The following is an 11826-nucleotide window of genomic DNA, read 5'->3' on the forward strand; positions in this document are numbered from 1 at the left end:
CCGTCGGGATGCCTTGCCACGTCGGGGCAACCGACCTGAAATTGGAAGCGCGCCGGGAGGTTAACATGAGATTAATCTGGATTGCCATAGCTGCCGCAGCCGCGATGCTGGCGGGGCCCGCATCAGCCGAGCAATGGCCGGCGCGCAACGTCAAGCTGATCGTGCCCTATCCAGCCGGCGGCAATGTCGATAGCGCGGCGCGCATCATCGCCGACAAGCTCCAGGAAAAGCTCGGCCAGCCCTTCATCATCGAGAACAAGGCCGGCGCCGGCGGCATGATCGCGGGCGAAGCCTTCGCGAAGTCGGCACCCGACGGTTACACGCTGTTCGTCGGCGCCAACGGCCCGGTGCTGTTCGCGACCGAGATCAACAAGCGCGAGGCCTATAACTGGAAGAAGGACTTCCTCCCCATCTCGACCATCTCGATGACGCCGCTGGTGCTCGAAGTGCATCCGTCGGTGCAGGCCAACACGTTCAAGGAATTCATCGAGCTCGCCAAGCGCGAGCCCGGCAAGCTGACCATGGCCTCGCCCGGCCCCGGCACCACCAACCACCTGCTCAGCGAGCTGATGCAGTCGAACCTCGACCTGCAATGGGTCACCGCGCACTACCGCGGCAACGCGCCGGCGATCAACGACCTCCTGGGCGGCCAGGTGCAGTTCGCATTCGACCAGCTCACGGTCAGCCTCCAGCACATCAAGGCCGGCCTGTTCCGCGCACTCGCGGTCACCAGCCCGCATCGCCTGAAGTCGCTGCCTGACGTGCCGACCTTCATCGAGCTCGGCTACAAGGATTTTGACGGCCAGACCTTTACCGGCCTGTTCGCACCGGCCGGCACTCCGGCGCCGATCGTGGACAAGCTGCACGAGACGCTGGTTGCGATCCTGAAAGACCCCGGCGTGGTCGACAAGTTCGAGAAGCTCGGCGGCGAAGCAACAGCGATGACGCCCGCGGAGTTCAGGGCTTATCTCGAGCGCGAGGACGCCAAGTGGATTCCGGTCGTGCGCAAGGCCAACATCAAGGCTGACTGATCGCATGCGGATCGATCCCATCGAGCTCGGCGCGGAGCGCATCTACCGCCTGATGACCGGCATCGTGGTGCCGCGCCCGATCGCGTGGGTGACGAGCCTCTCGAGCAAGGGCGTGCTCAACCTCGCGCCGTTCAGCGCCTTCACCTTCGTCTCTCAGAAGCCGCCGATGCTGGCCATCAGCGTCGGCCGCAAGGGCGCCGACTACAAGGACACCGCGCACAACATCCTCGACACCGAGGAATATGTGATCCACATCGCCGATACCCCGCTGATGTCTGCGGTGCACGACAGCTCCGTCGAGCACCCGCCTGAAATCAGCGAGGTCGAGCATCTCGGGCTGGAGACGGTGCCATGCGAGCGCATTAGGGTGCCGCGGCTCGCAGCGGCGCCGGTCGCGATGGAATGCCGCTTCCGCCAATGCCTCGAATTCGGCGACGCCAAGAGCCGCCTCATCGTCGGCGAGGTCGTGATGTTCCATTTGCGCGACGGCCTCGTCAACGACGGCAAGGTCGAGACCAAGGCGCTCGATCCGATCGCGCGCATCGGCGGGCCGCGCTACGCCCGCCTCGGCGAGATCGTGACGCTGAACACCGTGTTCCAGACGCCCAAATCGAAAGACTGAGCGCGCGGCCAAGCGCGGCGGCCTGCGGCTGAAAATCATTGGAGGAAACGACAATGCGACTCGTAAGCTATCTCCTGGACGGAGAGCCGCGCTATGGCGCGGCCGTTGAAGGCGGCGTGGTCGATCTGACCAAGCGCATCGGCCGCGACTTTTCCGACGTGAAGGCGCTGATCGCCGCGAACGCGCTGGCCGACGCACAAGAGGCCGCGGCCGGACAGAAGCCGGATCACGCGCTGGAAGATCTCGTGCTGCTGCCGCCGGTGCTGGCGCCGGAAAAGCTCTGGTGCATCGGCGTCAACTACGCCGAGCGCAACGCCGAATACAAAGACAATTCCGACCTGCCCAAATATCCCAGCCTGTTCGTGCGCAGCATGTCGTCGATGACGGGCTCCGGCCAGCCGCTGGAGAAGCCTGACGTCTCCGACCAGCTCGATTACGAAGGTGAGCTCGTCATCGTGATCGGGCAGGGCGGTCGTCACATCCCGCGCGAGAAAGCCTGGGCGCACATCTTCGGCATGACACTGTGCAACGAGGGCACGATCCGCGACTGGCTGCGCCACGGTAAGTTCAACGTCACGCAGGGCAAGAATTTCGATCGCTCCGGCAGCATCGGGCCGTGGATCGTCACCGCGGACGAGCTCGACCCGCGCGGGCCGCATGACATTATCACCCGCGTCAACGGCGAGGTGCGGCAGCAGGACACGACCGAGCGGCTGATGTTCCCGTTCGACTTCCTGATCTCCTATCTCTCCACCTTCGCTACCCTAAAGCCCGGCGACATGATCGTGACGGGCACGCCGACGGGCGCCGGCGCGCGGTTCGACCCGCCGCGCTGGCTCAAGGTCGGCGATGTCGTCGAGGTCGAATCGACGCACCTCGGCGTGCTGCGCAACACCGTCGCCGCGGAGAGTTAAATCATGCTGGATACCGCGACGATCGAACGCCTAGCCGCGCGCCTCGACGAGGCTGAGCGCACCAAGGCGCTGATCCCGATGTTCTCGAAAGAGTATCCCGACTTCAGCATCGAGGACGCCTACGCCATCCAGCGCGCCTGGACCAAACTCCAGCTCGGCCGTGGCCGCGTCATCAGGGGGCATAAGATCGGCCTGACCTCGAAGGCGATGCAGAATGCGGTCGGCATCAACGAGCCCGATTACGGCGTGCTGTTCGCCGACATGTTCTATGCCGATGCGACGCCGATCCCGTTCGACCGCTTCCATGCGCCAAGAATCGAGGTCGAGCTCGCCTTCGTGCTGAAGGCGCCGCTGCGCGGACCCGACTGCACCATCTTCGACGTGCTCAACGCCACCGACTACGTCACGCCGGCGCTGGAGATCCTGGAGACCCGCATGCATCGCGTCGACCCCGAGACGGGCAAGACGCGCAAGGTCATGGACACGATCTCGGACAATGCGGCCAATGCCGCGCTGGTGCTCGGCGGCCGGCCGATCCGCCCGATGGATGCGGACCTGCGCTGGATCGGCGCGCTGCTGTTCCGCAGCGGCGAGGTCGAGGAGACCGGCCTTGCCGCCGGTGTGCTCAACCATCCCGCCAATGGCATCGCCTGGCTCGCCAATCGCCTCGCGCCGCATGACGAGCATCTCGCGGCCGGCGAGGTGGTGCTGGCAGGATCGTTCACGCGGCCCGTCGACATCCGCCGCGGCGACACGTTCCACGCGGACTACGGCGCGTTCGGCTCGGTGTCGTGCCAGTTCGTCTGAACCAACAACAAGCAGGGAGCGCATCATGACACGGCGCAAGAGCATCCATATCGGCGGCTTCAAGCACGCCAATCCGATCCCGAACGCCTGCCGCATCGGCAATCTCGTGATGTCCGGCGTCATCCTCGGCCGCGATGCGGCCGGCGTGATGCCCGAGAGTCTCGATGCGCAATGCGCCAACATGTTCGCGCATATGAAGGCGACGGTGGAAGCCGCCGGCGGCACCACCGACGACATCATCAAGATGACCGTGTGGCTGAAGGATCGCACGCAACGCGGCCCGGTCAATGTCGAGTGGCTGAAGATGTTTCCGGACGAGCATTCGCGCCCGGCACGCCACGCGCTGCCGATGGACAACATGGATGGCGGCGCGCTGGTGCAGTGCGACTTCACCGCCGTGATCGACTGAGGAGTTTTTGCGCATGCCGACCTATCTGCCGTTCGATCCCAATCCGCGCCGCCCGGTGAAGGCTCCGCCGCCGAAGACCGTCGACAGCCAGTTCCACGTGCTCGGTCCGATCGACAAATATCCGGAGCGTCCCGGCGCCGCCTATCGGATGCCGACGGCCACCTGGGAGGCGGCGCTCCGCATGCACAAGACGCTCGGCATCGAGCGCGGCATCATCGTGCAGACCACGACCTACGGCGCCGACCATGCCGTCGTGCTCGACGGCCTCGCCGCGATGGGCCCGAACTATCGCGGCTGCGCCAACGCGCTGGTGTTCGCCGAGGCGAGCGACTCGTATCTCGCCAAGCTGCATGACGCCGGCGTGCGCGGCGCGCGCTTCAGTTTCCGCCAGGAGCTCGGCGCCGTGCTGTCGGATGCCGACTTCGCCCGCGCCATCGCCCGGATCCGCGAGCTCGGCTGGTACGTCAAGATCCAGCCGGAGAAGGACGGCATCGTCTCCAGCGTCGCCAAGTACGAGAATCTCGACGTGCCCGTGCTGATCGACCACATGGCGCGCCCTGACCCGGAAGCCGGCAAGAACGATCCGAACCTGCGCAAGATGCTGGAGCTGCTCAAGAAGGGCAATTTCTGGGTCATGCTGTCGCTTGGTGAGAAGACCTCGAAGGCCGGCGCTCCCTACGACGACGTGATCCCGATCGCGCGCACCTATATCGAGGCGGCCATCGACCGCTGCGTCTGGGCCAGCGACTGGCCGCACCCGGTCTCCGTCAAGCAGCCGCCGAACGATGCCGATCTGCTCGAGCTGATGTACCGCTATGCGCCCGATCAGGCGGAGCTGGAGAAGATTCTGGTGCACAATCCGGCCAAGCTGTTCGGGTTTCCGGACTAGCGGTTGGACCACCGCGCTTCGCCTCGTGCCGGCCTGCGCCTGACGACGCGGAGCCGGCACGATCATTTTGGCCGGCATCTCCGTATTAATCCCGAGATAACACCCGCGGCCCATTCGTGGCGTAAATGAGTTCCTTAACAGATTTGCTCTAATTTTCGGCATTCCCACCTCGTGACGGCAGCCGCCCTGTTTTTTCGAGCGCGGCGCCCAACAACACCGAAGAGGCAGAATGCCGGCTCTCAAGAAGCTGATTTCCCTTCGTTCGATTGGCGCCAAGCTCGCTCTGATGACCATGGTCGCCGCCATCTGCATGGCGCTGGTCGCCTCGACCGTACTGTGGATCGCCCGCGGCCAGCTTGTCACCGAGCGCGTCGAGAAGGCGCACGCCGCTGTCGATATCGTGTGGAACCTCGCCGACGGCTATTACAAGACCTACAAGGCCGGCCAGATGACCGAGGAAGAGGCCAAGAAGCGCTTCCTCGAAGCCAATAATTACGTCTGGTACGAAGACCACACCAACTACGCGTACATCTACGATTACGAGACAGGGCTCTGCGTCTCCAATCCCGGCATTCCGCAATTCGTCGGCAAGGACATGCGTCCGAACAAGGATGCCAACGGCATGCTGTTCGCGGTCGCGCTGATGGACATTGCCAGAAAGGGCCAGGGCACCCTGCGCTATTCGTTCCGGCGCAGCGGCAGCGATGCCACGCCCTTGGACAAGGTCGCGTTCACGCGCGGTTTCGCGCCGTGGAACCTGATGATCGGCTCGGCCGAATACATGTCGGAGGTGGATAATTCCTTCTGGTCGATGGTGCAGACCGCCTCGATCGTCATCGCCGTCCTGATGTTGATCTCGATCGCGATCGCCTGGGCCGTCGGCCGCAGCGTGGTCAAGCCGCTGTCTGCCCTGAAGGAGCGCATGGCCTCGCTCAGCGCAGGTCAGCTCGAGGCGCCCGTCGCGCATGCCGACCGCCACGACGAGATCGGCGAGATGGCGCGGACCGTTGAAGTGTTCCGCGACGCCATGATCGAGACCGGCCGCCTGCGCGAGGAACATGCGCTCGCCGAGCAGCGTCAAGTCGAAGCGCGCAAGGCCGACATGAACCGGCTGGCCGATCAGTTCGAGCGCGAGGTCGGTGAGATCATCGAGCTCGTCTCGGTCGCGGCCGGCCAGCTCGAGACGTCGTCGACCACGTTGTCGAAGACCGCCGATACTGTCTCGCAGGTCTCGAACCGCGCCTCCACGGCGTCGGGCGAGGCGTCGTCGAACGTGCATTCGGTGGCCGCGGCGAGCGAGGAGCTTGCCTCCTCGATCGGCGAGATCAGCCGTCAGGTCGAAACCTCCGCGCGGATCGCGGGCGAGGCCGTCAGCCAGGCGCAGAAGACCGACGCGCGCATCAGCGAGCTGTCGCAGGCCGCGGGCCGGATCGGCGACGTCGTCGATCTCATCCAGACCATCGCCGGCCAAACCAATCTGCTGGCGCTCAATGCCACCATCGAGGCCGCACGCGCCGGCGATGCCGGCCGTGGCTTTGCCGTGGTCGCCTCCGAAGTGAAGTCGCTCGCCGAGCAAACCGCAAAAGCGACCGACGAGATCAGCCAGCAGATCGCCGACATCCAGTCCGCAACGCGCGATTCGGTCACGGCGATCAAGGAGATCGGGACGACCATCGGACGCATCTCGGAAATCGCCGCGGCGATCTCGACCTCGGTCGAGCAGCAGGGCTCGGCGACGCAGGAGATCTCCCGTAACGTCCAGCGTGCAGCCGCCGGCACCTCGCAGGTCGAAGCCAGCATCGCCGACGTCCAGCGCGGTGCCTCCGAGACCGGCGGTGCCTCCGCGCAGGTCCAGGCGGCCGCGCAATCGCTCGCAGGCGAAAGCGCACGCCTCAAGCGCGGCGTCGCCGGCTTCATGAACTCGATCAGGGCGGCGTGAGCGGCTTCAACGCGGCCATCCTTCGAGACGCCCGCTACGCGGACTCCTCGGGATGAGGTCCTGTGTTGCTGTTAGACCCTCGTGGTGAGGAGCCCGCCAACGGCGGGCGTCTCGAACCATGAAGGCCAAGAACTCTCACAGTGCTCAGGCACTCACCGCCGGCTGCTGCGTCAGCCGATCCCGCACCTCGGCTGCGATCTCGAACGAGCGCAGCCGGGCGGCGTGGTCGTAGATCTGGCCCGTGGTCATCAATTCGTCCGCGCCGGTCTCGGCGATCAGCGCCCCCCCGCACCAGCCGCGCCGCGCAATCCGCCGACCTCGGCCAATGCCAGCGCCAATCAGCCGATGTCACTGGCCCCGCAGGCAGCGCCTGCCGAACCGCCGCAGCGGATGGCTGCGACCACTCCGACGCAGATCGCGCCGGCCAGCAGCGGTGGCGGCTACGTCGTGCAGGTCTCCTCGCAGCAGACTGAGGAAAGCGCTCACGCCTCCTATCGGGTGCTTCAGAGCAAGTATGGCAGCGTGCTGGGCTCCCGCGCGCCTGTCGTCAAACGGGTCGACCTTACCGACAAGGGCAAGGGCATCGTCTACCGCGCCTTCGCTGGTCCCTATGGATCGGCCGAGGAGGCGACGCAGGCCTGCAACAGCCTCAAGTCCGCAGGCCTGTCCGCCTGCTTCGTCCAGAGGAATTAACGGCCGTTTCCTTGACCCCCTCGCAGGGCAGGGTTAATCGGCCCTTATGAGCACGCGGGCCTTCATTACCGGCGTTTCCGGAACGGAACTGACCGCCGCCGAGCGGGAGTTTATCCGCAGCGAACGCCCATGGGGTTTCATCCTCTTTAAGCGCAATGTCGCGACCCCGGCGCAAGTTGCTGCGCTAGTTGCGGAATTACGGGCCGTTGCAGGCGCCGCTGACGCCCCCGTCCTGATCGACCAGGAGGGCGGACGGGTGCAGCGGCTGGGCCCGCCGCACTGGCCGGTCTATCCGCCAGGCGCCGTATTCTCGACCCTGTACGACACTGATTCGGCGCTCGGTCTGACCGCTGCACGGCTCAGTGCCCGCCTGATCGCGGCCGATCTGGCCGATCTCGGCATCACCGTGGACTGCTTGCCGCTGGCCGATGTGCCGGTGCCTGGGGCCGATGCCGTCATCGGAAACCGGGCCTACGGCACCTCGCCGGACAAGGTCGCGGCGATCGCCCGCGCGGTCACCGACGGCCTGGAGCAGGGCGGCGTGCTGCCGGTGCTCAAGCACATTCCCGGCCATGGGCGGGCCACCGCCGACACCCATTTCAAGCTGCCGACGGTCGACACGGCCAGGGACGAACTCGAGCGGACCGACTTCGCGGCGTTCAGGCCGCTGGCGGGCCTGTCGATGGCCATGACTGCACATGTTGTGTTTAGCGCCGTCGACCCCGCCCATCCGGCGACGACTTCTGCGACAATGATCGCTCAGGTGATTCGCGGCGCAATCGGGTTCCAGGGTTTGTTAATGAGTGATGACGTGTCGATGAACGCGCTGGCGGGCACGATCGCTGATCGGACCCGCGCCATCTTCGCGGCTGGATGCGACATGGCTCTGCATTGCAACGGCAACATCGAGGAGATGCGCGAGGTCGCCGGTCAGACACCTGAACTGTCGGGCAGGGCGCTGGAGCGGGCGAACGCCGCGCTCGCCGCACGCAAGCCGCCGCAGCCGTTCGACCGTACGGCCGCGCGCACTGAGCTGGACGCATTGATCGCACGGGCAAACACGGCATCCGCATGACCGCAGAAATCCTATCGTTTGAAACCGGGCGGCCCGCAGAGCTCGCCGAGGGTGAGCCGGCGCTCGTGGTGGACGTCGAGGGCTATGAGGGCCCGCTCGACCTGCTGCTCGCGCTGGCGCGGCAGCAGAAGGTTGATCTCGCCAAGATCTCGATCCTGGCGCTGGCGGACCAGTACCTCCATTTCATCGAAGCGGCGCGGAAGATCCGGCTGGAGCTTGCCGCCGACTACCTCGTGATGGCGGCTTGGCTCGCTTTCCTGAAGTCGCGCCTGCTGCTGCCGGAGCCGCCGAGTGCGGAGGGGCCGAGCGCGGAGCAGATGGCGACGGCGCTCGCCAACCGTCTGCGCCGTCTGGAAGCCATTCGCGAAGCCGCCAACCGGCTGATGAACAGGCCGCAACTGCAGCGCGACATCTTCCCGCGCGGCGAGCCCGAGCAGATCGCCGAGATCAAGCATCCGAAATACACCGCAACGCTCTATGACCTGCTCACCGCCTATGCCGCGCAGCGCCAGTCGCGCGTGCTGGCGAGCGTGCATCTGGCCAAGCGCACGGTCTGGTCGCTCGCGGAAGCGCGCGCCACGCTGGAGCGGCTGGTCGGCAGCATCACCGAGCAGGACGATTGGGGCGTTCTCGACGACTTCCTGATCCGCCATGTCGCTGATCCCACGCAGCGCGCCACCGTGTTCGCCTCGAGCTTCGCCGCCGCGCTCGAGCTGGTGCGCGAAGGTCAGCTCGAGCTCAATCAGAAAGAGGCGTTTGCGCCCATCTATTTCCGAAAAGGGCGTCCTAAACCGGTTCCGGACGCAGCTCCTGCGCCCGACGCGCCGGTCGCTTAAGTGCAAGAAGGAGAATCTGCCATGGCAAGCCTGGCTGAAGTGCGGGTAGAAGAGGCCGAGCCGATGGAGAACGAATCCCAGGCACGTCCCGAAGAATTGCGGCTGCTGGAAGCGCTGCTGTTCGCCTCGAGCGAACCGCTGGACACCGCGACGCTGGCCAAGCGCATGCCCGAGGGCGTCGACGTCAAGGCCGCTCTGGAGCAGCTCCAGGCCGACTATGCCCTGCGCGGCGTGAACCTCGTCCGCGTCGCCAACAAATGGACCTTCCGTACCGCCGGCGATCTGGCTTGGCTGATGACGCGCGAGAGCCACGAGACGCGCCGCCTGTCGCGCGCGGCGATCGAGGTGCTGGCGATCATCGCCTACCACCAGCCGGTGACGCGCGCCGAGATCGAGGAGATCCGCGGCGTCGTGACCTCGAAGGGCACGCTCGACGTGCTCTTGGAGACCGGCTGGATCAAGCCGCGCGGCCGTCGCAAGACGCCCGGCCGCCCGCTGACCTTCGGAACCACCGAGGACTTCCTGTCGCAGTTCACCCTGGAACAGCTCGGCGATCTGCCGGGCCTGGAAGAGCTGAAGGGCACCGGCCTGCTGGATTCGCGTCTACCGACCGGATTCAGCGTGCCGACGCCGTCGGACGACCCGGCATTGCGTGAGGACGAAGATCCGCTGGAACCGGGCGAGGACCTTGATCTCGCTTTGGCGCCCGCGGTCGAGCCCGAAGCGCCGGAAGGCGGCAATGAGGGTGGTGGCGAAGGCGGCGCTGAAGAGTGATGTCCGGGCCCGTCGCGGGCTACCTGCGACCAGTTAACACTAGCAAGATTACGTAGCGCCAACAGCGAATTGGCGCTGCCTTGGTCCTTGTTTTTGACACCCGCCAAGCCTAGGTTTCGGTAAAGATCGGCCGGGTCCCCGGCCATGCGCGTTTGGAGGGTTGCAGGATGGGTTCACTCAGCATTTGGCACTGGATCTTGGTGATCGCAGTGGTCCTGCTGCTGTTCGGCCGCGGCAAGATTTCGGATCTGATGGGCGACGTGGCGCAGGGCATCAAGGCGTTCAAGAAGGGTATGCAGGACGACGACAAGCCTGCCGACAAGCCCGCCGAGCCGGCCAAGTCCATCGAGCACAATGCCGCGCCGACCGCGGCGCGCTCCGACGTCGGCAGCAAGGCCGTCTGAGCCAGAGAGCACGCGAGACGCGGGTAGCGGCCCGATCCTGCGCGCAAGGGATTGGGCCGGCAGCGGCCTCGCGTGAACGGAAGACCTCATGTTCGACATCGGGTGGAGTGAACTGGTCCTGATCGGGGTCGTGGCCCTGATCGCCATCGGCCCGAAAGAGCTGCCGGGCGTGCTGCGCATGGTCGGGCAGTGGATGGGCAAGGCGCGCAAGATGGCCGCCGAATTCCAGGGCCAGTTCCAGGAAGCGATGCGCGAGGCCGAAATGGCCGACCTCAAGAAGAGCTTTGACGAGGTCAAGGAAGCAGCCACCGGGTTCAATCCGCTGACCTCGCTCCAGAAGGACGTCAGCGACGCGCTCCGTGTCGATGCGCTGGACAAGCCGGCCGAGACGTCGACGACGACTGCTGTCGAGCCGCCGGCGACTTCAAGTGAAGCGCCGGCGACGCCAACCACACCGGAGGCCCCGACGCCCGAGACCTTCGTGGAAGCCGAGGTGCATGCGGCCGTGAACGAGCCGCTCGCGATCACCCGTGAGGTCGAGCAGGCACAGGCCGCCCAGACCCCGGTCACTCAGGACACTGCGCCACCCGAGGCGATCAAGGACGCCAAAGCGTCATGACCGACGCCGATATCGAGGCCAGCAAAGCCCCGCTGATGGACCATCTGATCGAGCTGCGCTCGCGGCTGATCAAGGCGCTGCTCGGCTTTGGCGTGGCTTTCATCTTCTGCTTCTTCTTCGCCAAGCAGATCTACAACGTGCTGGTCTGGCCGTTCGTGTGGGTCGCAGGGCCCGAGAATTCCAAGTTCATCTACACCGCGCTGCTGGAATATTTCATCACGCAGCTGAAGCTTGCGCTGTTCGGCGCCGGCTTCATCTCGTTCCCGATCGTCGCCACGCAGATCTACAAGTTCGTGGCGCCAGGGCTTTACAAGCACGAGAAGCAGGCCTTCCTGCCGTATCTGGTTGCGACCCCGTTCTTCTTCGTGCTGGGCGCGGCGCTGGTCTATTTCGTGGTGCTGCCGATGCTGGTCCGCTTCTCGCTCGGCATGCAGCAGGCCGGCAGCGACGAGACTGCGCAGATCCAGCTCTTGCCCAAGGTCGGCGAATATCTGTCGCTGATGATGTCGCTGATCTTCGCCTTCGGCATCGCCTTCCAGCTTCCGGTGATCCTGACGCTGCTCGGCCGCGTCGGCATCATCACCTCGAAGATGCTGCGCGAGAAGCGCCGCTATTTCATCGTCATCGCCTTCGTGATCGCGGCCGTGCTGACCCCGCCCGACGTGCTCAGCCAGTGCTCGCTCGCGATTCCCCTGCTGGCGCTCTACGAGGGCTCGATCATCGCGGTGGGGATGGTGGAGAAGAAGGCGGCGGCTTCGCAGGCCGCGACCGGCACCGACGTGTCGACGCCGGCCAATCCGGCCGAGTAGGGGCA

At 65.6% G+C, this 11826-nt stretch carries 13 protein-coding genes and 2 pseudogenes; 14 read left to right on the forward strand and 1 reads right to left on the reverse strand.

Annotated features, from left to right (window positions below; genetic code table 11):
- Positions 1 to 65 precede the first annotated feature (65 nt).
- From FOM02_RS33000 to FOM02_RS33030, 7 genes are all read left to right on the forward strand, one after another.
- On the forward strand, positions 66 to 1031 hold the full coding sequence (locus FOM02_RS33000; RefSeq protein ID WP_027561469.1) for a Bug family tripartite tricarboxylate transporter substrate binding protein: 966 nt from the start codon (positions 66 to 68) through the stop codon (positions 1029 to 1031).
- A gap of 4 nt (positions 1032 to 1035) precedes the next feature.
- Complete coding sequence (locus tag FOM02_RS33005; protein ID WP_027561468.1) at positions 1036 to 1653, forward strand: flavin reductase family protein; 618 nt, start codon at positions 1036 to 1038, stop codon at positions 1651 to 1653.
- 53 nt (positions 1654 to 1706) lie between these two features.
- On the forward strand, positions 1707 to 2567 hold the full coding sequence (locus FOM02_RS33010) for a fumarylacetoacetate hydrolase family protein (protein WP_027561467.1): 861 nt from the start codon (positions 1707 to 1709) through the stop codon (positions 2565 to 2567).
- Between the two features lie 3 nt (positions 2568 to 2570).
- Positions 2571 to 3374 carry a 2-oxo-hept-4-ene-1,7-dioate hydratase gene (gene hpaH, locus FOM02_RS33015; RefSeq protein ID WP_027561466.1) on the forward strand — a complete coding sequence of 268 codons (804 nt, stop codon included), beginning with the start codon at positions 2571 to 2573 and terminating at the stop codon, positions 3372 to 3374.
- 25 nt (positions 3375 to 3399) lie between these two features.
- A complete protein-coding gene (locus FOM02_RS33020; RefSeq protein ID WP_027561465.1) occupies positions 3400 to 3783 on the forward strand; it encodes a RidA family protein in 384 nt (127 codons plus the stop codon).
- A gap of 13 nt (positions 3784 to 3796) precedes the next feature.
- Positions 3797 to 4672: an amidohydrolase family protein gene (locus FOM02_RS33025; RefSeq protein WP_027561464.1), complete on the forward strand. Its 876-nt coding sequence runs from the start codon at positions 3797 to 3799 to the stop codon at positions 4670 to 4672.
- A gap of 229 nt (positions 4673 to 4901) precedes the next feature.
- Positions 4902 to 6611 (forward strand): methyl-accepting chemotaxis protein, encoded by a 1710-nt coding sequence (locus FOM02_RS33030; protein WP_051378256.1) that lies wholly within the window; start codon positions 4902 to 4904, stop codon positions 6609 to 6611.
- A gap of 144 nt (positions 6612 to 6755) precedes the next feature.
- On the opposite strand, the pseudogene FOM02_RS33035 reads toward FOM02_RS33030, so the two are convergent.
- Positions 6756 to 6893: pseudogene (locus tag FOM02_RS33035) on the reverse strand (LLM class flavin-dependent oxidoreductase); the annotation flags it as partial.
- Here FOM02_RS33035 and FOM02_RS33040 point away from each other — a divergent pair.
- The 7 genes and pseudogenes from FOM02_RS33040 to tatC form a co-directional block, all read left to right on the forward strand.
- Positions 6894 to 7304: pseudogene (locus tag FOM02_RS33040) on the forward strand (SPOR domain-containing protein); the annotation flags it as partial.
- Between the two features lie 46 nt (positions 7305 to 7350).
- Positions 7351 to 8379 carry a beta-N-acetylhexosaminidase gene (gene nagZ, locus FOM02_RS33045; protein WP_027559336.1) on the forward strand — a complete coding sequence of 343 codons (1029 nt, stop codon included), beginning with the start codon at positions 7351 to 7353 and terminating at the stop codon, positions 8377 to 8379.
- A complete protein-coding gene (locus FOM02_RS33050) occupies positions 8376 to 9215 on the forward strand; it encodes a segregation and condensation protein A (protein ID WP_025036467.1) in 840 nt (279 codons plus the stop codon). Before nagZ ends, FOM02_RS33050 begins: the two co-directional genes overlap by 4 nt.
- Before the next feature lie 21 nt (positions 9216 to 9236).
- Positions 9237 to 9989: an SMC-Scp complex subunit ScpB gene (gene scpB / locus FOM02_RS33055; RefSeq protein ID WP_027559335.1), complete on the forward strand. Its 753-nt coding sequence runs from the start codon at positions 9237 to 9239 to the stop codon at positions 9987 to 9989.
- Between the two features lie 167 nt (positions 9990 to 10156).
- Positions 10157 to 10393, forward strand: a complete 237-nt coding sequence (locus FOM02_RS33060) for a twin-arginine translocase TatA/TatE family subunit (protein WP_027559334.1) — start codon at positions 10157 to 10159, stop codon at positions 10391 to 10393.
- Between the two features lie 88 nt (positions 10394 to 10481).
- On the forward strand, positions 10482 to 11012 hold the full coding sequence (gene tatB / locus FOM02_RS33065) for a Sec-independent protein translocase protein TatB (RefSeq protein WP_027559333.1): 531 nt from the start codon (positions 10482 to 10484) through the stop codon (positions 11010 to 11012).
- Positions 11009 to 11821: a twin-arginine translocase subunit TatC gene (gene tatC / locus FOM02_RS33070; protein WP_027559332.1), complete on the forward strand. Its 813-nt coding sequence runs from the start codon at positions 11009 to 11011 to the stop codon at positions 11819 to 11821. Before tatB ends, tatC begins: the two co-directional genes overlap by 4 nt.
- Positions 11822 to 11826: the final 5 nt, after the last annotated feature.

This window comes from Bradyrhizobium sp. SEMIA (genome assembly GCF_014844175.1).
GTDB lineage: Bacteria > Pseudomonadota > Alphaproteobacteria > Rhizobiales > Xanthobacteraceae > Bradyrhizobium > Bradyrhizobium arachidis.